The following is a 22,478-nucleotide window of genomic DNA, read 5'->3' as shown; positions in this document are numbered from 1 at the left end:
CGGCCGGTTTTCCTGTCGGGTTTTTTGTTGTCTTTCAGAAGGTTATAACGACAACTTCCCGAAGGCGCCCTGCCAGTCCTGTTCAAATTTCTCGACGGCTGCCTGCACCGCAGGCGCGCTGATGAACTGCTCCGCCACATCCACCGGCATGGTGACCGACTGACATCCCGCCAGCAAACAAGCCAGCACCTGGCGCGGCGTTTTAAAGCTGGCGGCCAGCACTTTGGCGTGCGGTGCATGAAGCGACAGCAATTGCTGAAGCTCAGTCACCATCGCAATGCCGTCGCCGCCCTGCGCGTCCAGCCGGTTAACATACGGCGCGACATATTCTGCCCCGGCCAGTGCCGAAAGCAGCCCCTGACCTGCGCCATACACGGCGGTTCCCAGCGTTGGAATTTTTCGGGTACGCAGGATTTTAATGGCTGCCAGCCCTTCCGCCGTGACCGGAACTTTCACCACCAGCCCAGGAACGCGTGAATGAAGCAATTCGGCTTCTTCAACCATTTGTTCAGCCTGATTTGCCAGCACCTGCGCAAACAGTTTTCCTTCTCCGCCTAAAGCATCACGCAGCGCGGGCAAAACTTCCCATAATGACGTCCGGGCTTTTGCCACAATGCTCGGATTCGTCGTCACGCCCTGCAACGGCAAAATACGGGATAAACGTTTTACTGCGCTGATATCAGCCGTATCCAGATAAAGTTCCATACCCTCTCCTGTCAGAGTTCAAGTTCTTGTTTGAGCAGTGCTTCTATCTGCGCTGCTGTCGTTGAATTCATCAGCGCGTCGCGGAAACTGTCGTGCATGATTCGTCGCGCCAGCTTTGAGAAAATCCGCATATGCTGGTCGCCCGAAGCATGTTTATTCAGCGTCAGCATGATGACAAACTGTGCTTCTTCCTCGCCCCACTGCACCGGTTCAGGCAACTTCGCGACGCTGATCGTCGATTGTTCGATATGTTCTGATTTGGTATGCGGGATAGCAAAACCGAAACCCAGTCCGGTCGAAAATACGGCTTCACGCGCCCAGACGTCTGCTGCCAGTTTTCGCGGATAGCGACAACGTCCGGCCAGCATCAGGTTATCGACCATGCCTTTAATCACTTCCTCTTTGCTGCGCCAGTCCGCATTGAGCGCTACGCATTCTGTGGTGATCAGCGGTGCATCGTTCACAGCCATACGGAACTGCGCCAGCAAATGTTCAACCTCAAGCGACGTGCGGCACTGCATCGCACGGTTGAGCAACTGACGGCATTCCCGGCTGTCGAGATTTGCCAGACGCGCTTTCGTCACCGGCACCGACGGCGCACTCATGCTGATTTCATCCAGCCCGAGGCCGACAAGCAGCGGCAGTACGGAACCTTTTGCACCCAGTTCGCCGCATAAGCCAATCCATTTCCCGTGGTGATGAACTTCGCGTACGACGTGGTCAAGACCACGCAGGAATGCCGGATTCAGGCTGTTGTAATGACGGGTAACCTTGGTGTTATCCCGGTCGACGGCAAGCAAGTATTGCGTCAGGTCATTGCTGCCGATGCTAAAGAAATCAATCTCTTCACAGCACTGATCGATGATGAACATTACCGACGGCACTTCCAGCATGATCCCCAGCTGAATTTTTTCATCGAACGGGATTTGCTCACTGCGCAGCGACTGTTTGGCTTCCGCCAGTTTCTCTTTCACCCATAAAATCTCTTCCATCGAAGAAATCATCGGGATCATAATTTTCAGCGATCCGTGCGCGGAAGCACGCAGAATTGAACGCATTTGCGTATGGAATAACGGCAGGAATTCCTGATAAATACGCACTGCGCGATAACCGAGGAACGGGTTATTTTCGGCAGGAATATTCAGATAATTGACCGGTTTATCGCCCCCGATATCCATGGTGCGGACGATAATGGTTTTGCCTTTAGCCGCTTCTGTTGCCTGGCAGTAAATGTTGTATAACTCGTCTTCGGAAGGCGCACTGGCGCGATCCATATACAGCATTTCTGTACGGAACAGCCCGACAGCTTCCGCGCCATTGTCAAATGCCGCACAGGCTTCCACCGAGTGGGCAATATTGGCCGCGACTTCAAGACGCACGCCGTCGGCGGTATAACCCGGTTTATCCAGATATTCGCTTTGCTGATTGCGCAGTGCCTGATGCACCGCCTGTTCCTGACGATAATAGCGCCTTACCGGCTCACTGAGCGCACAAGCCACCAGCCCGAGATCGCCGTCAATCTGCACATCCTGCCGCAGATATGCCTGTAATGGCTGCGGATCGACCCCAACCAGCGTGGGAATATTGAAAGACCGCGCGAGGATCACCGTGTGCGATGTGCTGCCACCGCTGCCGAGCAGTAATCCTTTAAGGTGTTGTTTATCCAGTTCGAGAAACTGGCTTGGCGTCAGTTCATCCGCCAGACAAATGCTCGCTTCACTCAGTTTTTGCTGGGATGCAAAACAATCCTCGCCATAGATTTGCTGCAACAGCTGGAAGCTGACATCACGAATGTCCAGTTCGCGTTCACGCAGATAGGCACTGGAAGATTGCGCCAGCTGTTGGCTGAAATGCTGAGCTGTTTCCACGATGCTTTGCGCGCAACTTTTTCCTTCCATGACATGCTTATGCAGCGCGTCACGCAGGCTGTTATCACGTAGCAAAGAACGATGCGCCTCCAGCACCGCGGTCACCGTGCCATTCCCTGCCATCAGCTGAAGTTCGATAGACTTCTCCAGCCCTGTCAGCCCGTGAGAAAGTAAACTCTGTTCTTTATCCGTACCTTGCGTCTCGGGTAAATCCGCCAGCGTCGCCAGATTCACGCGGGCAAGGCTGACCAGTTTCCCCAGCGCGCAGCCTTCACTGACGGAACGGGCGCGAAAGACCAGCGGAGAAAGATTTGCCAGAGATTCAGGAAGAGGTTCCCGCTCCGCCTGATCATCATGTTCAGGCAGGGCTTCATCACACAGCGGAAACTGGTGTTCAATAAAATGCGCCAGCGCGGCACAGGCGGCCTCTTCATCTTCCCCTTCCACGGTGACGTGACATTCATCACCCAGCAAAATATCCGCGCCAATCAGCGACAGAACACTTTTGCCATCGGCTTTGCGGTCAGAACGGACATTGTGCCAGTGAAAAGAAGAATCAAATCCATTGCACAGCGTTTCAATATGGCTGGCCGGACGGGCATGAACACCATTTACCAGTACGCAGGTGAAGCTCAACTTCTTGGTCATTTCTGAATCCTCATCCCAAATTCCGGCGGATAAACCGGCTCATTGCAGGATAAGAGTCGCGCGGGCCAACTTGCTACCAGACAAAAATGACAAACACTGGACAAATGTAATGTCCGTCGCTTTTTGCGAGGCAGCTCACATTGAGTTCTGACGTAAAAACCTCTCCCCGACTCGGGTTATTTGAACCTGCTCGCATTTTTGAACTGAGCTTACAAAAGTCCAGTAAAACACAAATTTGTCCACTATTAGCGCCCCTGACGGCGGCCTATTGTGGTCGTCAATATCCTTTCAGCTTCCGAGGTTTTGCTGAAAAGGACGTTCCGTTATTTTCGCCCGACACCGGAGCCCACTATGAAAGAATTGCTTAATATTCTGAAAAATACCCGTCAGCACCTGATGACCGGCGTATCCCATATGATCCCTTTTGTGGTTGCGGGCGGCATTCTGCTGGCGGTCTCCGTCATGCTTTACGGCAAAGGCGCCGTGCCTGACGCAGCGACCGATCCGAATCTGAAAAAACTGTTTGATATTGGTGTGGCCGGTCTGACGCTGATGGTGCCTTTCCTGGCGGCTTACATCGGTTATTCCATTTCCGACCGCTCTGCGCTCGCGCCCGCAGCCATCGGTGCCTGGGTCGGCGCTTCCTTTGGTGCGGGCTTCTTCGGCGCGATCATCGCCGGTCTTCTCGGGGGGATCATCGTCTTCTATCTGAAGAAGATCCCGGTGCCGAAGATCCTGCGTTCCGTGATGCCGATCTTTGTGATCCCGATTATCGGTACCTTACTGACGGCGGGCATCATGATGTGGGGGCTGGGGGAACCGGTCGGGCTGCTGACTTCCTCGCTGACCCACTGGCTGCAAGGTCTGCAGCAGGGCAGCATTGTCGTGCTCGCCATCATTATGGGGCTGATGCTGGCCTTCGATATGGGCGGGCCGGTCAATAAAGTCGCCTACGCCTTTATGCTGATTTGCGTGGCACAGGGCGTTTATAGCGTCGTGGCAATTGCCGCAGTTGCTATCGCTACACCACCGCTGGGGCTGGGTTTCGCCACGCTGATTGGCCGTAAATACTATTCCACTGAAGAACGGGAAGCCGGAAAAGCCGCCCTGCTGATGGGTTGCGTCGGCGTCACTGAAGGCGCGATCCCTTTCGCCGCCGCCGACCCGCTGCGCGTTATTCCTTCCATCATGATGGGTTCTGCCTGTGCCGCCGTGACCGCCGCACTGGTTGGCGCGCAATGCTATGCCGGCTGGGGCGGGCTGATTGTTCTGCCTGTGGTGCAGGGAAAACTGGGCTACATCGGCGCATTGCTGGTCGGCATGGTGGTGACGGCTCTTTGCGTCAACCTGCTGAAACATCTGGCTGCCAAAAAACAATCCGCTAAAAAACATCCGGAATCCGACCTGGATCTGGATTTCGAAATTAACTGACCTCAGACGTAAAACCAAAGGTGAAGATCATGACCAAAATTATTGCTGTAACTGCCTGCCCTTCCGGCGTTGCCCACACCTATATGGCGGCGGAAGCCATTGAACGCGCGGCGAAAGCCAGAGGCTGGGAATGCAAAGTCGAAACTCAGGGCTCGATAGGCCGGGAAAATGAGCTGACCACGGCCGATGTCGCGGCCGCAGATATCGTGATCCTGACCAAAGATATTGGTATCAAACAGGAAGAACGCTTTAAGGGCAAAGTCACCGTTCGGGTCGCCATCAGCGATGCCGTTAAGCGCGCTGATGCCATTATGGAAAAAATCGCGGCACATCTCGCCAAAGCCGCTGTCACGGACTGAAAGTAAGGAGAACAGGATGACTTCCCGCATCGAACGTCTGAAAAATGCGCTTTTCGCTAACCCGCGTGAAATCTCGCTGGAACGGGCTCTGCTGTACACCGAAAGCCACCGTACGACTGAAGGCGAGTCCACGCTTTTGCGCCGGGCAAAAGCGACAGCCTGGATCCTTGATCACGTGGCAATCACCCTGCGTGAAGACGAACTGATTGCCGGCAACCGCACCGTCAAACCGCGAGCGGGGATCATCTCTCCTGAAATGGACCCTTACTGGCTGCTTAAAGAACTGGATACATTTTCCACCCGTCCGCAGGATCGCTTTACGATTTCTGAGCAGGATAAACAGATTTACCGCGAACAGCTTTTCCCTTACTGGGAATCGCGCTCGATGAAAGATTTCATCAACAGTCAGATGCCGGAAGACGTCAAAGCGGCTACCAAAACACAGATTTTCAGCATCAACCAGACCGATAAAGGCCAGGGGCACATCATTATTGATTACCCTCGCCTGCTCAGCGGCGGTCTTGATAACTTAGTCGCTGAACTTAAACAGCACGTTATCGATGTGCCGGATAATGCCTTTTATCAGGCGGCACTGATTTTGCTCGAGGCTTCGCAGCGGCACATTTTGCGTTATGCCGCGCTGGCAGAACAAATGGCGCAGACGTGCAATGATATGCAAAGAAAGGCTGAACTCGAACGTATTGCCCGCATATCGCAGCATATTTCCGGCAATAAGCCGCAGGATTTCTATCAGGCCTGTCAGCTGTTCTGGTACATGAATATTATTTTGCAGTACGAATCCAATGCCAGTTCGCTATCGCTCGGACGCTTCGATCAGTACATGCTGCCGTTCTACCAGCATTCCCTTTCACACGGCGAACAGCCGGAGTTTTTGAAAGAGTTGCTGGAAAGCCTGTGGGTGAAATGCAATGACATCGTGCTGTTACGTTCGACGTCGAGCGCCCGGTATTTCGCCGGTTTTCCCACGGGTTATACGATTTTACTCGGCGGTTTAACGGAGACGGGTCGCAGCGCGGTCAACGTGTTGTCATTTCTGTGTCTGGACGCTTATCAGAGCATCTGCCTGCCGCAGCCCAATCTTGGTGTGCGGGTCAACGAACTCATCGACCGTCCGTTCCTGCTGAAAACAGCCGAAACTATCCGTCTCGGCACCGGCATTCCGCAAATCTTCAACGATGAAGTGGTGGTTCCGGCCTTCCTGAACCGCGGCGTGAGCCTCGAAGATGCCCGGGATTATGCGGTCGTCGGCTGCGTCGAATTGTCTATCCCAGGGAAAACGTACGGGCTGCATGACATCGCGATGTTCAACATGCTGAAAGTCATGGAGTTAACGCTGCATGAGAACGAAGGAAATTCTGCGATTAACTATGCTGAGCTGGTGGAACAGATCCGCCAGAAAATCAGCCACTACGTGAAACTGATGGCGCAGGGCAGCAATATCTGCGATATCGGCCACCGCGACTGGGCACCGGTTCCGTTGCTGTCGTCTTTCATTGAAGGTTGTCTGAAAAGCGGGAAAGACATTACTGCTGGTGGCGCGCGCTATAATTTTTCCGGCGTTCAGGGCATCGGCATCGCAAACCTCAGTGACTCACTGCATGCGCTGAAAGGGATGGTGTTTGATCAGCAACGCCTGAGCTTTGATGAACTGCTTGCCTCGCTGAAAGAGAATTTCGCCAGCGAAGAAGGCCGCGCGCTCCGCGCCCGCCTGATCAACCGCTTCGAGAAGTACGGCAACGACGTCGATGAAGTGGATTTAATCAGTGCCGATTTGCTGCGCTATTACTGCAAAGAAGTCGAACAGTACCGCAACCCGCGCGGCGGCCAGTTTACGCCGGGCTCTTACACTGTCTCTGCACATGTGCCGCTAGGGGCGGTCGTCGGGGCTACACCGGACGGGCGCTTTGCAGGCGAGCAACTGGCCGACGGCGGCCTTTCGCCTATGCTCGGGCAGGATCATCAGGGGCCAACCGCGGTACTGAAATCCGTCAGTAAGCTCGACAATATGCTGCTCTCAAACGGCACTTTGCTGAACGTGAAATTTACGCCATCAACGCTGGAAGGTTTGCAGGGTCTGAATAAGCTGGCTGATTTTCTCGGCGCCTTCACCCGGCTGAAATTACAGCATGTTCAGTTCAACGTGGTGAATGCCGAACAGTTGCGCGAAGCGCAAAAACGTCCGCAAGATTTCGCCGGATTAGTGGTCAGGGTCGCCGGATACAGCGCGTTCTTTGTCGAACTGTCAAAGGAGATTCAGGATGACATTATCGGTCGCACCGCACACCAGCTCTGACCTGCGGATCCCCATGGTCAACGGAGCTTGTGAAACCGCTGAAAAATCCCCGACGGGGCGCATTTTTAACATTCAGCGATTTTCTCTCAACGACGGTCAGGGGATCCGCACGATGGTTTTCTTTAAAGGTTGCCCGCACCGCTGCCCGTGGTGCGCTAATCCGGAATCCATGTCGCCCCGGATCCAGACCATCAAACGTCAGGCGAAATGCCTGAACTGCCGGACCTGTTTGCAGGATCCGCAGGAATGCCCGAGCGGCGCACTGGAATATGTAGGCGAAGACATTACGCTGCCAGCGCTGATGTCCCGCCTGCTCAAGGATGAAGTTTTTTTCCGGTCATCCGGCGGTGGCATCACGCTTTCCGGTGGCGAAGTGCTGATGCAACCGGTTTTTGCCCGCGAGTTGTTGAAGGAATTACAGGGCCTCGGGATCCACACGGCCATTGAAACCGCAGGCGATGTCCCGCGGGATCATTTGCTTTCGGTGGTTGAACACTGCGATCAGGTTTTATTTGATTTCAAAATCATGGACGCCACGCTGGCCCGCACCCTGCTCAACATGAATCAACCTCGGGTGCTGGAGAATTTTCAGGCGCTGACCCAGCGCGATGTGGAACTGCTTCCGCGCGTTCCCCTGATCCCTGGCTACACGCTGACACAGGAAAATCTGCGTCAGATCCTGGATTTCCTTAAACCCTTCAACTTAAATGAAATCCATCTGTTACCCTTCCACAAATACGGAGAAGCAAAATATCCGTTATTAGGAAAAACCTATTCGATGCACAAAACACTGGTGCCGGATGCCGTCGCACTTGCGCCATTGCGCGCAATGGCTGAAAGCGATGGGTATACCGTGACGATGGGCGGGTAAAATTTCCAGCTACGGGGAACGGCAAATGTCATTAAAACTGGTCGGAGTCACGGCCTGCATCAGCGGTGTCGCTCACACATATATGGCGGCTGAACGCCTGGAAAAGCTGTGTTTGCAGGAAAAATGGCAGGTGAAAGTGGAAACGCAGGGCGCGCTGGGTGTCGAAAACGCGCTCTCGGAAAGCGATATTGCTCAGGCAGATATCGTTTTGCTTATCACGGAGATCCAGCTGGAAAACAGTGACCGTTTTACTCATAGCCGCTGCGTACAGACAGGCATTCACACTTTTTTACGCACGCCGGACAAAGTCATGGCCGCCGTGAAAAAGATCGCCTCATCTCCGCAGGGTACGCGCATCGTTCTCGCATAATAAGGACCGTCAGCGCTTCTACGGCTCCAGACTCTCAAACTGGCTGCGATACTGGCGGCGATATTCGGAAGGGGAACGTTCGGTGCTTTTCTTAAACTGGCGGCAAAAATAGTTGCTGTCGATGTACCCGCAGGCATGGGCGACTTCTTTCACTTTCATGTCATATCCTTTCAGTAGATTTTTTGCCTGCTCCAGCCGGACATAGTTCAGGTATTCGTTCAGCCCAATCCCGCCGCTTTTCTGAAACAAATGTGACAGATAATTCGGTGAAATATAAAACGCCTTGGCGACCGAATCGCGGGTGAGCGGTTCGCGGTAATGCTCTTCGATATGCTGGCGTACCGCGCCGAAGAGCGCCTGGCTGCGTGAGGCGGTATGCGCCGAGTAACTGAATAAATCCTGCGCATGGCTCAGTAACCCTTTCACCAGGAACCGCGCCGTCAGCTGATCCGCCTGGTGCCACGCCAGTTCATTGAGCGCCTGCAACATAAAAGCGCCTACGCGCGGCCCGCGCCTGCCAGTATTGCCTTTTTCACGTGAATCAAACTGTTTGCCGTCCCAGCCGAGCAGGCTGAAACCCAGCTGTTGTTTGCCAAATAACAGGCTCAGGGTGCGAACCGGCGTTTGCCACTGCGGACTATTCCAGCCTTTTGCCGGCACAAATAGCACATCCCCCGCCTGCATGCAGACAACCTGACTCACGCCCTGCTCATTTTCCCATTCCATCATCTGCTCCCCTTCGAGGACGAGTTCCAGACGCGGAAAATCTACCTGATACGCAAGTGCCGGCACCGGATGCAGGGCACCGGCAAAAAAGACCTGCCGGACGCCTTCGGGTTGCTCAATTACCGGAGATAAAACGGAAAAAAGAGGATGCGTCATGTTCAGATTACCTGTCAGCGGAATCACGCCATCATAACTAACCTGCGACGCAGAAAGAAAAGGAAGTCACAAATTTGGGAGGAGTACCGGGAAATCCGGCCTGCCGGTGAAGCGGCGGGCCGGAAACATCAGCTTATACCTGCGGAGGGTGGAGCTTATGCCTGCGGAGGCTGGCCGTTAGACGCCGACAAACCGCCATCAACCGGCAGATTTACGCCCGTCACGAAGCGGGCATCATGGCTGGCGAGAAACGCAATCACATCAGCAATTTCTTCCGGCTCCGCACCACGTCCCAGCGGAATTCGTTCGGCAAATTTAGCCAGCAACGGCTTGTTGTCTTTAATTCCGGCCGCCATCTCCGTAAAGGTCAGCGACGGACACACCGCGTTAACACGCACGCCGTCTTTACCGTGGTCCATCGCAATCGAGCGGGTAAAGTTCGTCACGCCGCCTTTCGCCGCGTTATAGAAACTCATTCCCCAGTCGCCGCCGGTACCGGAAACCGAGGAAATGTTGACAATATTTCCCTTACTTTTGATCAATGCAGGCATGAAGAATCGCGTGCAGTAAAAGACGCCGCTCAGATCGATGGCGATAATTTTCTGCCAGTCATCAAGGCTCGCTTCGGTCGCTTTACCCTGCACAACCACGCCTGCGGCGTTAACCAGCACATCAACACGCCCGAATTTGTCTTCGATCACCGCCGCCATCCGCTCCACATCCTGCGCGGAAGAAACATCCGCCAGATGAATATAATACTGCGTACTGCTCAGCGTTTTGGCGACTTTCTCCAGTTTCTCTTTCGTTCTCCCCACCAGCACGACTATCGCGCCTTCTGAAGAAAAACGCCGTGCGGATGCCGCACCCATACCGGAACCTGCGCCCGTTACTACCACGACTTTGTCTGTAAACCGGTTCATATTTTCTCCCTGTCTGTTGGGTAAAAAGAAAGTTAATCCTGATTTAAGCCTAGCGGAGAAAGGCGCAACGCGCGGAAACTGCCTGAGGCTGAGTGCCGTAATCGCGCTACAGCCGCCGTATGACGGGGGCTGAAACAGACGTAACAAAGTGCGAATGTGCACCAAAAAAAAGGGGCACCGGAGTGCCCCAAAACGTGTCAGCAACAACACAACGACTCTTTAATTCAGGCTTTCTCAGCGCGCAGACGCTTGGCGGCTTTAACCATGTTTTCCAGCGATTCGCGGGTTTCCGGCCAGCCGCGGGTTTTCAGGCCGCAGTCCGGGTTGACCCACAGGCGTTCCGCCGGAATACGATCCGCGGCTTTACGCAGTAAATCCTCAATCCACTCCACGCTTGGCACGTTAGGTGAGTGAATGTCGTAAACGCCCGGCCCGATTTCATTCGGGTACTCGAAGTCTTTAAACGATTCCAGCAAGTCCATATCGGAACGCGAGGTTTCGATGGTGATCACGTCAGCATCCAGCGCGGCAATGGAATCCATGATGTCGTTGAATTCGCAGTAACACATGTGGGTGTGGATCTGCGTGTCATCGCTGGCAATCGCGGCGTTCAGTTTGAACGCATCTACCGCCCAGCGGAGGTAAGCATTCCATTCAGACTGGCGCAGCGGCAGGCCTTCGCGCAGTGCCGGTTCGTCAATCTGAATGATACCGATACCGGCTTTTTCCAGATCTTCCACTTCATCACGCAGCGCCAGCGCGATTTGTTTAGCGATGGTTTCGCGGCTGACATCTTCACGCGGGAAGGACCAGCAGAGAATAGTGATCGGGCCGGTCAGCATGCCTTTCACCGGTTTTTCGGTCAGCGACTGCGCATACTTCGCCCACTCCACGGTAATGACTTGCGGACGGCTGACATCGCCGATAATCACCGGCGGTTTCACGCAACGTGAACCGTAGCTTTGTACCCAGCCGTTTTGCGTGAATACAAAACCGTCCAGATGCTCGCCGAAATATTCCACCATGTCGTTACGTTCAGCTTCACCATGCACCAGCACGTCGATATCCAGACGTTCCTGTTCTTTAATGGCCTGCTTAATATGTTCGCTGATACCGGTGCGGTATTTGGTGTTATCCAGCCGACCTTGTTTAAAGTCCAGACGCAGGCCGCGAATTTCAGTGGTTTGCGGGAATGAGCCGATGGTGGTGGTCGGCCAGGCAGGCAGGTTGAAACGGGCACGCTGCGCTTTAGCACGTTCGGTATAAACGTGCTGACGCTCGATATCTGTGGCCGTAATCGCCGCCACGCGTTGACCGACTGCCGGATTATTCACGCGGGCGGATTCACGGCGGGCACGGATGGGCGCGCTGTATTCGGCCAGTTTCAGCTGCGCTTCCGCAGTCGGATGGTTCAGCGCAGACGTCAACAGTGACAGCTCGGCACATTTTTGCAGGGCGAAGGCGAACCAGCTTTTCACTTCTTCATCCAGACGGCTTTCGACGCTTAAATCAATCGGACTGTGCAGCAGGGAACAAGAGCTGCCGATCCAGACGTTGCGCCCTGCCACCAGCGGTTTCAGACGGTCAAACCAGGTGCTCAGATCCGCACGCCAGACGTTACGGCCGTTGATCACACCCAGAGAAATCAGCCAGTTTTCTGGCAGTTTACTGATGACGGCTTGCAAATCATCGCGACCCGCGACGGCATCAATGTGTAACCCCTGAACCGGCAGCTGACGGATAGTGTCGAGATTATGCCCGACGCTGTCGAAATAGGTGGTCAGCAGCAGTTTGGTTTTGCTCTGTTCCAGCGCGGTATAAGCCGGTTTGTACGCGTCCAGCCATTCCTGCGGTAATTCCAGCACCAGCGCCGGTTCGTCAATCTGCACCCACTCAACATCGCGTTTTGCCAGTTCAGCCAGCACCTGCTGATAAACAGGCAGAATGTCGTTGAGCAGGGAAAGGCGGTCAAACTGTTCGCCTTTGACTTTGCCGAGCCACAGATAGGTCAGCGGGCCCAGCAGAACCGGTTTCACTTTGTGGCCGAGCGCCAGCGCTTCGTCCACTTCTTCCAGCAGTTGTGTCCAGGTCAGTTTGAATTTCTGCCCTTTCACAAACTCCGGCACCATGTAGTGATAGTTGGTGTTAAACCATTTGGTCATTTCCGCTGCCGCCGCCGGTTTACCGGTCGGTGCGCGGCCACGGCCAAGGCGGAATAAGGTATCGAGATCCACAGAGCCGTCGTCATTCTGATGACGTGCCGGCACGTTGCCCAGCAGGAGGCTGGTGGTCAGAACGTGATCGTACCAGGCGAAATCGCCCACCGGCACTAAATCCACGCCTGCTTCAGCTTGTTGCTTCCAGTGACGGGCGCGGAGTTCACGTCCGGTTGCCAGCAGTTCTTCCTGAGTGGAATTGCCTGCCCAGTAGCTTTCTTGTGCTTTTTTAAGTTCACGACGCAGACCAACGCGTGGAAAACCCAGAGTGTGATTCAGTATCGTCATCTTTTTAGTTCCTGTTTAGCCATCCAGATGTTTACACATCCATAATCCGCAGGTACTGTATAATCCACAAGCGCAAATTATTCATGACACAGTGAAGGACTCTCATGATCGAACTGAAACACCTGCGAACGTTGCAAGCACTGCGCAACACCGGGTCACTGGCCGCCGCCGCCTCGCAGCTTCATCAGACACAATCGGCCCTGTCGCACCAGTTCAGCGACCTTGAGCAACGGCTGGGTTTCAGGTTGTTCGTGCGGAAAAGTCAGCCTTTACGCTTTACGCCGCAGGGCGAAATCATGCTGAATCTGGCAGAACAGGTGCTGCCGCAAATCCAGCAGGCGTTGCAGGCGTGCAATGAGCCGCACCAGACTTCACTGCGCATCGCGATTGAGTGCCACAGCTGTATTCAGTGGCTGACGCCCGCGCTGGATAACTTCCACCAGAACTGGCCGCATGTGGTGATGGATTTCAAATCCGGCGTGACGTTTGACCCGCAACCGGCGCTGCAACAGGGCGAGCTGGATATCGTGCTGACCTCCGATATTCTGCCGCGCAGCGGTTTGCACTACTCCCCGATGTTCGATTACGAAGTCCGTCTGGTGCTGGCACCGGATCATCCGCTGGCGGCTAAAACCGTGATTTCGCCGGAAGATTTGAGTACGGAAACCCTGATGATTTATCCGGTTCAGCGTCAGCGTCTGGATATCTGGCGGCATTTCCTGCAACCGGCAGGGGTCAGCCCGTCGCTGAAAAGCGTCGATAACACGTTGTTATTAATCCAGATGGTGTCGGCAAGAATGGGGATTGCGGCGTTACCGCACTGGGTCGTAGAAAGTTTTGAGCGCCAGGGCCTCGTCGTAACGAAGACCCTGGGCGAAGGTTTATGGAGCCGTCTGTTCGCCGCCGTCCGTGACGGCGAACAGCGTCAGCCGGTGACTGAAGCGTTTATTCGTTCGGCGCGCCAGCACGCGTGCGATCATCTGCCGTTTGTTCGCGACGCGGCACGACCCAACGCCGGTGTACCCACAGTGAGGACATAATCACTACTGCGCCAATAATAAAGCTCGGCCAGTGCGGCTGCTGTTGCCAGATTGCCAGATTCACCAGCAGCCCCGCCGGGACGTGGAAGTTGTTCATAATTCCCAGCGTTCCCGCATCAACCTGCGTCGCACCGTAGTTCCACATGAAATACCCCAGCCCTGAAGCACCAATGCCCAGCCACACCAGAATGCCCCATTGCAGGTTCGTGGTCGGTAATTTTTGCGGATTGCCCCACAGGAACCAGGCCACCACCGCGCACAACAGTGCGCCGAGATAGAACCAGGAGAACGCCGTATGCTGCGGCATCGGACGGGTTTCCATCAGGCGTTTATAGCCCACCTGCCCGATGGCAAAACAGATGTTCGCCGCCTGCACCAGCAGTAAACCAATGATGAAATGTTCGCTGATGTGGTCGTAACGAATAATCGCCGCGCCCGCGACCGCCAGCAGGGCGCTCAGCGCATAACCGATACGGATTTTGCGGCCACTGATCAGGTCATAAATCAGTGTGACGTACAGCGGCGTCATCACCGTAAATAGCAGGAATTCCGGCACCGAAAGGTACAGATACGCTTCGAAGCTGATGAGATACATGATGCCAAGCTGCATCGCGCCCACCGCCATGTACAACAAAATGGTGGTGAGCTGATGACCTTTCCAGCGCAGGAACGGCAGGAAAACCAGCGCCGCCAGTCCTAAACGGACTAACACGGAGAACACGCTGTCAACCTGTCCTGCCAGATAGACGCCGATCAGGCTGAACGAAAAGGCCCACAAAATGGTGGTGATAATGAGTAAAGGCACGGCAGTTGAGCCCTAAAATGATAAAGATGGATGATTGTAGCGGAATGAAGGAAACCGCGAAGCGTGAAGGTGGTTTACATCTGTTCAATTATAGAGCAAACGAGAGCGACAGCACGCTTTGAGGGAAACGTGCGCTCAAAGGACACGTTCACGGCTGCGATGGCATACACTTAACGGATGACTGAAAACGGAGGATGAACTGATGAAATGTTTATATGGAATGCTCGCCGCGCTGCCGCTGCTGTTTGCTGTTCAGACCACCAGTGCAGTCGAAAAAGTGCCGAACCCTGACGATCCGCTGCTGAACAATCCGTCGCAACAACGCATGCAACAACAACAGCAGAACAATCAGCAGATGCAGAAACGTCAGCAGGAGCAGGATATGCGTAACAGTCAGCAGCAACAGCAGCTGAAGCTGAAATCGCAGATCCAGAGCAATCAGCAACGTTTACAGATCCAGCAGAATAACCAGACGCTGGGTCAGAAGCTGAATCAGACGCCGTAATCCCCCTTCAGGCGCGGTGTTCACTGCGCCTGATCCGCGTTACCCGCTTAAACGAAATCCGGCCCGATCACATCAATCTTATCGGTACAAATACAGTCCACGCCCCAGCCCAGTAATTCACGGGCGCGCGCCGGATTATTCACGGTATACACCAGAATATGCAGACCGGCGGCTTTGATTGCTTTCACGCGTTCTTCATTAAGCAGTTTGTGATTGAGATGCAGAGACGCACATTCCAGTTCGTCGGTCAGTGCTTTCCAGTTTTCGTGCCACGAGTCGATCAGCAGACCGCGCGGAAGCTCGGGGGCGGCTTTTTTCGCAGCAACCAGTGCGTCAAATTCGAACGAAGAAAGCAGCGGCGGCACGGCCTGGTTTTTCCACAATTCACGGGCGGCCAGCGCGACGTCGGTTCCGGTTTTTTCATCCAGCCCGGTGGTCGGTTTGATTTCGATATTCGCCATCATGTTGTGGCGCGCACAACGTTCGGCGACCTGCGAGAGCAGCGGGAGTTTTTCTCCTTTGAACTCTGCGCCATACCAGTCGCCGGCGTCGAGCCGTTCGAGTTTTTCCCACGGCAATTCACCTGCCACACCCCAGCCATTGCTGGTGCGGTTCAGGGTATCGTCGTGCAACAGGAAGATTTCCCCGCCCTGCGCCAGTTTGGCGTCAAATTCGATCATCTTATGACCGTATTTCGCGCCCATATCGATAGCCGCCAGCGTGTTTTCCGGTGCCAGAGCACCGCCGCCGCGGTGCGCCACAATGCGAGGATAAGGCCAGGCTTTCATGTTCATTCCATCCGTAATCCGGTGTGAGTATCGAAAAAGTGTAACGCTTTCGCCGGGAAAACCAAGCGCAACAGCGAACCGGCTGTCGGGAACACTTCATGCGATAAACGCACCACAACGCCGCTGCCCGCCAGTTTGCCGTGTGCCAGATTATCCGCACCCAGCAGTTCCAGCGTATTGAGCACCATCGGAATACCGTTTTGTGTGTCATCAGTCAGATGAATATGTTCAGGGCGAATACCGACCGTCAGCTCACGACCGCCCCACTCAGGGCGCGCCACCGGCAGCGGCAGTTCAAACCCGCCTTCCATCACCAGCGACGTGCCGTCCGTGGTGAGCTGGCCAGGTAACAGGTTCATGGCCGGAGAGCCGATAAAGCTGGCGACAAACAGGCTGGCCGGACGGCGATAGACTTCCGACGGCGTGCCGATTTGTTCGGCAATACCTTTGTTCATCACGATCACACGTTCGGCCAGGGTCATGGCTTCCACCTGATCGTGGGTAACGTACAGGCTGGTGGTGCGCAGACGACGATGTAATTGTTGTAGTTCAAGGCGCATCTGGACGCGCAGTTTAGCGTCGAGGTTAGAAAGCGGTTCGTCGAACAGGAATACCGCCGGTTCCCGCACGATGGCACGCCCCATTGCCACACGCTGACGCTGGCCGCCGGAAAGCTCACGCGGTTTTCGTTTGAGCAACGGCCCCAGTTCCAGAATGCGCGCCGCTTCCTCAACGCGATCGTTGATTTGCGCTTTGCCGAAGCCGCGGATTTTCAGGCCATACGCCATGTTGTCGTACACGCTCATGTGCGGATACAGCGCATAGTTCTGGAAGACCATTGCGATGCCGCGATCTTTCGGCTCCAGTTCAGTGACGCGCTGGTCATTAATGTAGATATCACCGGAGGTCGTGCGCTCAAGCCCGGCCACCATGCGCAGCAGAGTCGATTTTCCGCAGCCGGAAGGCCCGACCATCACGATGAACTCGCCGTCGGCCACGTCCAGATCGATGCTCTGGATGATCTGGTTTTTGCCGTCGTAGGATTTGGTCACTGCCTGTAATTTCAAATTTGCCATTTCAGTTACTTCTCACTGTCTACCAGGCCGCGCACAAACCAGCGCTGCATCAGGAGCACCACCGCCAGCGGTGGCAATAAGGTCAGGATCATGGCCGCCATCACCTGATTCCATTGGGTCGAGCCGTCGCCGGAGGAAATCATGCTTTTGATCCCCGCCACCGCCGTGCCCATCGAGGCATCGCTGGTGATCAGAATCGGCCACAGGTACTGGTTCCAGCCATAAATAAAGGTGATGACGAACAGCGCCGCCAGATTGGTTTTCGACAGCGGCAGCACGATGTCCCAGAAAAAGCGCATCGCGCCTGCGCCGTCGATACGTGCGGCTTCCAGCAATTCATCCGGCAAGGTCATAAAGAACTGGCGAAACAGGAAAGTCGCGGTCGCCGAGGCCATCAGCGGCAACGTCAGGCCGGTGTAGCTGTCGAGCATATGCAGATTAGCGATGACCTGAACGGTCGGGAAAATACGCACTTCCACCGGCAACATCAGCGTCATGAAAATCAGCCAGAAGAACAGGTTACGCAGCGGAAAACGAAAATAGACAATCGCGTAAGCCGAAAGCATCGACACCGAAATCTTACCGATGGTGATCACCATCGCCATGATGAAGCTATTGATCAGCATCCGTCCGAATGCCGGACTGCTGTTCCCTGCCCCCTGTGTCCAGATGGTGATGATGTTTTCCCATAAATGGGTGCCCGGGATCAGCGTCATTGGCACATCGAAAATCTGTTTGTTATCCAGCGAGGCCGCCACAAACGCGACGTACAGCGGGAATAAAATCACCAGCACGCCAAGCAGCAGCATGATGTGGCTGAAGATATCCAGCCCTCTGCGGTTCTCAATCATTGGTAACGCACCTTACGCTCGACAAAGCGGAACTGAATGAACGTCAGGCCGCAAACCAGCAGCATCAGAATGACGGACTGCGCGGCAGAACTGGACAAGTCCAGACCGGAGAAACCTTCGCGATACACTTTATAAATCAGCGTGGTCGTCGCTTGTACCGGGCCACCGGCTGTCGCGGCATCAATCACCGGGAAGGTATCAAAGAAGGCGTACACCAGATTGACCACCAGCAGGAAGAAGCTCACCGGTGAAATCAGCGGTAATACGAGATTGAAGAAGCGACGTACCGGGCCTGCGCCATCGATAGCCGCCGCTTCTACCAGAGATTTTGGGATCGACTGCAACGCCGCCAGGAAGAACAGGAAGTTGTAGCTGACCTGCTTCCAGACCGACGCCAGCACCACCAGGAACATCGCCTGACCGCTGTTTTGCGCGTGGTTCCAGTTGTAGCCTATCGAGCCCAGGAAATGAGTAATCAGGCCCAAACCGGGGCTGAACAGGAACATCCACAAGACGGCAGCGACGGCAGGCGCCACGGCGTAAGGCAGGATCATCAGCGTCTGATAAATCCGGCTGCCGCGTACCACGTGATCGACCAGCGCCGCGAAAAACAGCGAAACGGCCAGTCCGATGAATGCCACCATAAAGCTGAATTTCAGCGTGGTATAAAAAGAGTCGAGATAGTACGGGTCCTGAAACAGCTGTGTGAAGTTAGTCAGACCGGCGAAGGTGCTGGATAAGCCGAAAGGATCCAGTGTCTGTACCGAATACCACAGCGCCTGACCGGCAGGCCACAGGAAAAATATCGCGGTGATCAACAGCTGCGGCAACACCAGCGCGTAGGGCAACCAGCTGCAACCAAAACCGGGACGGTGTGAACTCATGATGGTTTACTCGTTAATGCGATGACGGGTTTGGCTCCTCCCCCTGCAAAGGGGGAGGCTGTTTTGCTCCCTCCCCTTCGCGGGGGGAGGTGCAAGAAAATTATTTGGTAGAAGCTTCGAAGCGACGCAGCAGCAGATTCCCGCGCTGTACTGCGGTATCCAGTGCTTCTTTGGCGCTTTTCTTACCGCTCCAGACGCTTTCCAGTTCTTCATCAACGATGGTACGTATCTGCGGCATGTTGCCCAGACGCAGACCTTTGGTGAACGGTAATGGCGGCTTGTTCAGCATCTGGCGGGTGGCAACGTCAGAACCCGGATTCTTCTCGTAGAAGCCTTCTTTTTTGGTCAGCTCATACGCCGCAGTCGTCACCGGCAGATAACCGGTTTTCTGGTGCCATTCGGCAGCGATTTCCGGCGTGGTCAGGAATTGCAGGAATTCGGCGACGCCTTTGTAAGTGTCTTTGTCTTTGCCGTTCATCACCCACAGGCTTGCGCCGCCGATGATGGCGTTTTGTGGTGCGCCTTTGATATCTGCGTCGTAAGGCATCATGCCCACGCCGTAGTTGAATTTGGAATACTGACGGATGTCGGCCAGTGAACCGGAAGATGCGGTAGTCATCGCGCAGTCGCCGTTATAGAACTTGGCGGTGGATTCGTCTTTACGACCAAAATAGGTGAAATCACCTTTTTTGTTCATGTCTTCGAGCATCTGAATGTGTTTGATTTGCTCTGGTTTATTGAATTCCAGAACCGCATCGGTGCCGTCGAATCCGTTGTTTTTGGTAGCGATTGGCAGACCGTGCCACGCGCTGAAGTTCTCAATCTGGATCCAGCCCTGCCAGCCGCTGGCGTAGCCGCACTTCATGCCGGCTTCACGCAGTTTTTCGGTGTACGCGGCCATATCCTGCCAGGTTTTCGGCGGCTGATCCGGGTTCAGACCGGCTTTCTTAAACGCATCTTTGTTGTAATACAGCACCGGCGTGGAGCTGTTGAAAGGCTGGGATAACAGACGGCCTTTGGAATCGGAGTAATAACCGGAAACGGTCGGCACGAACTGGGAAACGTCTTCTTTGATGCCTGCATCACTGAACACTTCGTAGACCGGTTTGATGGCTTTGCTGGCCATCATGGTCGCGGTGCCTACTTCGTAAACCTGCAAGATAGCCGGAGCATTGCCGGTGCGATATGCCGCGATACCGGCCGCCAGGCTTTCGTCGTATTTGCCTTTATAGACAGGCACGATTTTGACATCAGGGTGCGTCTGGTTAAAACGGTCGGCCAGCGAGTTCACTTCTTTGCCTAATTCGCCGTCCATAGAGTGCCAGAAAGGAATTTCTGTCACAGCGAAGGCATTGGCGCTGAAAGCCAGCGTCAGCGCGGTGCCGATGACCGTTTTTTTGAGGTTGATGAACATGCCTGTCTCCTGAATTCTGCTGGTGTAAAAGGGGCAGAGATAAATGGGGTATTGAGAAACGTTTTTATGCGGAGGTAACATGACACGGCTAAATTACAGATAAATAACAGTTAAATGACATTAACGTTACAGCAGCATGAAGTGCAGGTGACGAACAGATGGCAAAAAAGAAGGCGCATCGGGTGAACGATGCGCCTTATAAAGAAGGGAAATCCGGGGGTTTTACAGCGCGCGTTTCAGGCGGGCAACCGCCTCGTGCATCTGCTCTTCGGTCGCGGTGGCGAACGACAGACGGAAGGTCGAGTGATCCGGATTATCGGCATAGAAGAATTCGCCCGGCACAAACACCACGCCCTGCTCCAGCGTCTTTTTCATCCACTCAGCGCAGTTACGCGGCTCGCGGAAACGTGCCCACAGGAACATGCCGCCTTTCGGATATTCAAACGTCAGCACGTCGCCCAGTTCGCGTTCCAGCAGTTCGGCCATGACCTGGCATTTCTTTTTATACGCGGCACGAATGGTTTCGATCTGCTTCGGCAGACGGCCAAGACCGAGATAATATTCCGCAATGCTCTGCGACAACGCGCTGGCGTGCAAATCTGCCGCCTGTTTGATGATGGCGACCTTATGCAACAGCCAGTCAGGCATAATCACCCAGCCCAGACGCAAACCCGGCGCCAGAATTTTAGAGAACGTCGAGGTGTAGATAATGTTATCCGCGTGACCGAAAAGGGCTTTCGACAGCTCAAACAGCGTCGGCTGGCGTTCTTCGGTGAAACGCAGTTCGCCGTACGGATCATCTTCTACAATCAGGAATTCGTGCTGTGCCGCCAGTTTCACCAGCTGCTCACGGCGCACACGGCTCAGGGTCACGCCGCTCGGGTTACCGAACGTCGGCACCAGATACACGCCTTTAATCTTTTGTGTTTTCAGCAGTTCGGCCAGCTCATCGACAATCATGCCGTCGCCGTCTGAACTGACGGAGAGGATTTGCGCTTCGGCCAGTTCCAGGGTCTGCAAAGCGGCCAGATAGGTCGGGCGCTCCACCACGAAAATATCATCCGGGTTCACCACGGCGCGCATCACCAGATCCAGCGCCTGCTGGGATCCGGCGGTCACTACGATATCTTCAGGCTGCGCGACCACGCCACGTTCCTGACAAAGAGAAGCAATACGCTCACGCAGCGTATAACTGCCTTCTGTCAGGCCATACTGGAATGCGTGCTCCGGCTGTTCTGTTATCGCCAGCTGTGTGGCTTCACGCAGGCCGTCGAAATCAAAAAGCGCTGAAGAAGGAATACCACCCGCCAGTGAAATAACGCCTTCCATTTTGCTGTGTTTCAGCAATTCCCGGATGGCCGAACTTTTAAGCCTGACCATACGGGCGGCGAGTAAACCTTCTGTGTTCATGACATGTTCCTGATGATGTGCAAAGTTATAAGAATGTAAGAGATGTTAATTTATCGACAAAATAAAAACCGCAAAGCGCTTGCCGTGCGGTTTAGTAGATTTATCACAGATTTTTAAAATCAGAAGCCAATTTATGCGCCGAGATAGGCCGCACGCACAGCTTCGTTGGCCAGCAATGCCGCGCCGGTATCTTCCAGCACCACATGACCGTTCTCCAGCACATAACCGCGATCGGCGAGTTTCAGCGCCTGATTGGCGTTTTGCTCGACCAGGAAGATGGTCATCCCTTCTTCGCGCAGTTGCTGGATAGTGTCAAAAATCTGCTGGATGATGATCGGCGCCAGACCGAGCGACGGCTCGTCGAGCAGCAGTAAACGCGGCTGGCTCATCAGCGCACGGCCAATCGCCAGCATCTGTTGCTCGCCGCCGGACATAGTGCCTGAACGCTGAACACGACGCTCTTTCAGACGCGGGAACAGTGTAAACACGCGCTCCAGACGGGCATGAAACTGGTCACGTGTGGCGAAAAATCCGCCCATCGCCAGATTCTCTTCCACGGTCATGCGCGAAAACACACGGCGGCCTTCCGGCACTATTGCGATATCGCCGCGCATGATTTTGGCGGTCTGCCACTGTGTGATGTCCTGCCCTTCAAAAATGATCGAGCCGTGCGACGCCCGCGGTTCGCCACATAAACTGCCGAGCAGCGTGGTTTTACCCGCGCCGTTCGCGCCGATCAGCGTGACGATTTCCCCTTTGTTAATGCTCAGGCTGACTTCATGCAGCGCCTGAATTTTGCCGTAATGGGCGGATACCTGATTAAATGACAACAT

Annotated in this window: 20 protein-coding genes; 7 read left to right on the top strand and 13 right to left on the bottom strand. The window is 54.6% G+C overall.

Features of this window, described 5'->3' with window-relative positions:
• Window positions 1–42 precede the first annotated feature (42 nt).
• Both fsa and ptsP read right to left on the bottom strand, forming a co-directional pair.
• Window positions 43–705, bottom strand: coding sequence for a fructose-6-phosphate aldolase (gene fsa, locus J1782_RS16190; protein WP_152324819.1), 663 nt, complete (start codon window positions 703–705; stop codon window positions 43–45).
• 11 nt (window positions 706–716) lie between these two features.
• Complete coding sequence (ptsP, locus tag J1782_RS16185; RefSeq protein WP_165061829.1) at window positions 717–3,221, bottom strand: phosphoenolpyruvate--protein phosphotransferase; 2,505 nt, start codon at window positions 3,219–3,221, stop codon at window positions 717–719.
• Between the two features lie 351 nt (window positions 3,222–3,572).
• Here ptsP and J1782_RS16180 point away from each other — a divergent pair, with 351 nt between their 5' ends.
• The 5 genes from J1782_RS16180 to J1782_RS16160 are packed head-to-tail and all read left to right on the top strand — an operon-like array spanning window position 3,573 to window position 8,566.
• Window positions 3,573–4,652, top strand: a complete 1,080-nt coding sequence (locus J1782_RS16180; protein WP_152324817.1) for a PTS fructose transporter subunit EIIC — start codon at window positions 3,573–3,575, stop codon at window positions 4,650–4,652.
• Window positions 4,653–4,681: 29 nt separating this feature from the next.
• A complete protein-coding gene (locus J1782_RS16175; RefSeq protein WP_152324816.1) occupies window positions 4,682–5,011 on the top strand; it encodes a PTS fructose-like transporter subunit IIB in 330 nt (109 codons plus the stop codon).
• 16 nt (window positions 5,012–5,027) lie between these two features.
• On the top strand, window positions 5,028–7,325 hold the full coding sequence (locus J1782_RS16170) for a formate C-acetyltransferase (protein WP_217153508.1): 2,298 nt from the start codon (window positions 5,028–5,030) through the stop codon (window positions 7,323–7,325).
• Window positions 7,291–8,196 (top strand): [formate-C-acetyltransferase]-activating enzyme, encoded by a 906-nt coding sequence (locus J1782_RS16165; protein ID WP_217153507.1) that lies wholly within the window; start codon window positions 7,291–7,293, stop codon window positions 8,194–8,196. Before J1782_RS16170 ends, J1782_RS16165 begins: the two co-directional genes overlap by 35 nt.
• Window positions 8,197–8,221: 25 nt before the next feature.
• A complete protein-coding gene (locus J1782_RS16160) occupies window positions 8,222–8,566 on the top strand; it encodes a PTS fructose-like transporter subunit IIB (protein WP_152324813.1) in 345 nt (114 codons plus the stop codon).
• An 18-nt stretch (window positions 8,567–8,584) separates the two neighbouring features.
• Here J1782_RS16160 and J1782_RS16155 read toward each other — a convergent pair whose 3' ends face one another.
• The 3 genes from J1782_RS16155 to metE form a co-directional block, all read right to left on the bottom strand.
• Window positions 8,585–9,448 carry an AraC family transcriptional regulator gene (locus J1782_RS16155; RefSeq protein WP_152324812.1) on the bottom strand — a complete coding sequence of 288 codons (864 nt, stop codon included), beginning with the start codon at window positions 9,446–9,448 and terminating at the stop codon, window positions 8,585–8,587.
• A 155-nt stretch (window positions 9,449–9,603) separates the two neighbouring features.
• Window positions 9,604–10,368, bottom strand: coding sequence for an SDR family NAD(P)-dependent oxidoreductase (locus J1782_RS16150; protein WP_152324811.1), 765 nt, complete (start codon window positions 10,366–10,368; stop codon window positions 9,604–9,606).
• 224 nt (window positions 10,369–10,592) lie between these two features.
• On the bottom strand, window positions 10,593–12,872 hold the full coding sequence (metE, locus tag J1782_RS16145) for a 5-methyltetrahydropteroyltriglutamate--homocysteine S-methyltransferase (protein ID WP_217153506.1): 2,280 nt from the start codon (window positions 12,870–12,872) through the stop codon (window positions 10,593–10,595).
• A 104-nt stretch (window positions 12,873–12,976) separates the two neighbouring features.
• Between metE and metR the strand changes: the two genes are divergently transcribed.
• Window positions 12,977–13,912 (top strand): HTH-type transcriptional regulator MetR, encoded by a 936-nt coding sequence (metR, locus tag J1782_RS16140; RefSeq protein WP_165061841.1) that lies wholly within the window; start codon window positions 12,977–12,979, stop codon window positions 13,910–13,912.
• Here the strand turns inward: metR and J1782_RS16135 are convergent.
• Window positions 13,818–14,717, bottom strand: a complete 900-nt coding sequence (locus tag J1782_RS16135; RefSeq protein WP_217153505.1) for a carboxylate/amino acid/amine transporter — start codon at window positions 14,715–14,717, stop codon at window positions 13,818–13,820. The genes metR and J1782_RS16135 overlap by 95 nt on opposite strands.
• A 202-nt stretch (window positions 14,718–14,919) precedes the next feature.
• Between J1782_RS16135 and J1782_RS16130 the strand changes: the two genes are divergently transcribed.
• Window positions 14,920–15,222 carry a DUF2756 domain-containing protein gene (locus J1782_RS16130; RefSeq protein ID WP_152324807.1) on the top strand — a complete coding sequence of 101 codons (303 nt, stop codon included), beginning with the start codon at window positions 14,920–14,922 and terminating at the stop codon, window positions 15,220–15,222.
• A 47-nt stretch (window positions 15,223–15,269) separates the two neighbouring features.
• Here the strand turns inward: J1782_RS16130 and ugpQ are convergent, their stop codons facing one another.
• The 7 genes from ugpQ to livF form a co-directional block, all read right to left on the bottom strand.
• A complete protein-coding gene (gene ugpQ / locus J1782_RS16125; RefSeq protein WP_371819790.1) occupies window positions 15,270–16,010 on the bottom strand; it encodes a glycerophosphodiester phosphodiesterase in 741 nt (246 codons plus the stop codon).
• A 2-nt stretch (window positions 16,011–16,012) separates the two neighbouring features.
• Entirely contained in the window at window positions 16,013–17,086 is a 1,074-nt protein-coding gene (locus J1782_RS16120; protein ID WP_120134718.1) for a sn-glycerol-3-phosphate import ATP-binding protein UgpC, read from the bottom strand.
• A 5-nt stretch (window positions 17,087–17,091) separates the two neighbouring features.
• A complete protein-coding gene (gene ugpE, locus J1782_RS16115; protein ID WP_217153504.1) occupies window positions 17,092–17,937 on the bottom strand; it encodes a sn-glycerol-3-phosphate ABC transporter permease UgpE in 846 nt (281 codons plus the stop codon).
• Window positions 17,934–18,821, bottom strand: a complete 888-nt coding sequence (gene ugpA / locus J1782_RS16110; protein WP_152324804.1) for a sn-glycerol-3-phosphate ABC transporter permease UgpA — start codon at window positions 18,819–18,821, stop codon at window positions 17,934–17,936. Before ugpA ends, ugpE begins: the two co-directional genes overlap by 4 nt.
• 100 nt (window positions 18,822–18,921) lie before the next feature.
• Entirely contained in the window at window positions 18,922–20,235 is a 1,314-nt protein-coding gene (gene ugpB / locus J1782_RS16105) for a sn-glycerol-3-phosphate ABC transporter substrate-binding protein UgpB (protein WP_217153503.1), read from the bottom strand.
• A gap of 222 nt (window positions 20,236–20,457) precedes the next feature.
• Window positions 20,458–21,645, bottom strand: a complete 1,188-nt coding sequence (locus tag J1782_RS16100; protein WP_217153502.1) for a PLP-dependent aminotransferase family protein — start codon at window positions 21,643–21,645, stop codon at window positions 20,458–20,460.
• Between the two features lie 131 nt (window positions 21,646–21,776).
• A complete protein-coding gene (gene livF / locus J1782_RS16095; protein ID WP_165061852.1) occupies window positions 21,777–22,478 on the bottom strand; it encodes a high-affinity branched-chain amino acid ABC transporter ATP-binding protein LivF in 702 nt (233 codons plus the stop codon).

The organism is Rahnella sp. BCC 1045 (assembly GCF_019049615.1).
Classification (GTDB): domain Bacteria; phylum Pseudomonadota; class Gammaproteobacteria; order Enterobacterales; family Enterobacteriaceae; genus Rahnella; species Rahnella contaminans.
Note: the sequence above shows the minus strand (reverse complement) of the source record. Positions and strands in the feature narration are given on the sequence as shown.

Excerpts from the sequence above, each read along its gene's own strand:
- fsa (WP_152324819.1), bottom strand. The coding sequence starts at position 705 with ATGGAACTTTATCTGGATACGGCTGATATCAGCGCAGTAAAACGTTTA.
- ptsP (WP_165061829.1), bottom strand. The coding sequence starts at position 3,221 with ATGACCAAGAAGTTGAGCTTCACCTGCGTACTGGTAAATGGTGTTCAT.
- J1782_RS16180 (WP_152324817.1), top strand. The coding sequence starts at position 3,573 with ATGAAAGAATTGCTTAATATTCTGAAAAATACCCGTCAGCACCTGATG.
- J1782_RS16175 (WP_152324816.1), top strand. The coding sequence starts at position 4,682 with ATGACCAAAATTATTGCTGTAACTGCCTGCCCTTCCGGCGTTGCCCAC.
- J1782_RS16170 (WP_217153508.1), top strand. The coding sequence starts at position 5,028 with ATGACTTCCCGCATCGAACGTCTGAAAAATGCGCTTTTCGCTAACCCG.
- J1782_RS16165 (WP_217153507.1), top strand. The coding sequence starts at position 7,291 with ATGACATTATCGGTCGCACCGCACACCAGCTCTGACCTGCGGATCCCC.
- J1782_RS16160 (WP_152324813.1), top strand. The coding sequence starts at position 8,222 with ATGTCATTAAAACTGGTCGGAGTCACGGCCTGCATCAGCGGTGTCGCT.
- J1782_RS16155 (WP_152324812.1), bottom strand. The coding sequence starts at position 9,448 with ATGACGCATCCTCTTTTTTCCGTTTTATCTCCGGTAATTGAGCAACCC.
- J1782_RS16150 (WP_152324811.1), bottom strand. The coding sequence starts at position 10,368 with ATGAACCGGTTTACAGACAAAGTCGTGGTAGTAACGGGCGCAGGTTCC.
- metE (WP_217153506.1), bottom strand. The coding sequence starts at position 12,872 with ATGACGATACTGAATCACACTCTGGGTTTTCCACGCGTTGGTCTGCGT.
- metR (WP_165061841.1), top strand. The coding sequence starts at position 12,977 with ATGATCGAACTGAAACACCTGCGAACGTTGCAAGCACTGCGCAACACC.
- J1782_RS16130 (WP_152324807.1), top strand. The coding sequence starts at position 14,920 with ATGAAATGTTTATATGGAATGCTCGCCGCGCTGCCGCTGCTGTTTGCT.
- ugpQ (WP_371819790.1), bottom strand. The coding sequence starts at position 16,010 with ATGAAAGCCTGGCCTTATCCTCGCATTGTGGCGCACCGCGGCGGCGGT.
- J1782_RS16120 (WP_120134718.1), bottom strand. The coding sequence starts at position 17,086 with ATGGCAAATTTGAAATTACAGGCAGTGACCAAATCCTACGACGGCAAA.
- ugpE (WP_217153504.1), bottom strand. The coding sequence starts at position 17,937 with ATGATTGAGAACCGCAGAGGGCTGGATATCTTCAGCCACATCATGCTG.
- ugpA (WP_152324804.1), bottom strand. The coding sequence starts at position 18,821 with ATGAGTTCACACCGTCCCGGTTTTGGTTGCAGCTGGTTGCCCTACGCG.
- ugpB (WP_217153503.1), bottom strand. The coding sequence starts at position 20,235 with ATGTTCATCAACCTCAAAAAAACGGTCATCGGCACCGCGCTGACGCTG.
- J1782_RS16100 (WP_217153502.1), bottom strand. The coding sequence starts at position 21,645 with ATGAACACAGAAGGTTTACTCGCCGCCCGTATGGTCAGGCTTAAAAGT.
- livF (WP_165061852.1), bottom strand. The coding sequence starts at position 22,478 with ATGTTGTCATTTAATCAGGTATCCGCCCATTACGGCAAAATTCAGGCG.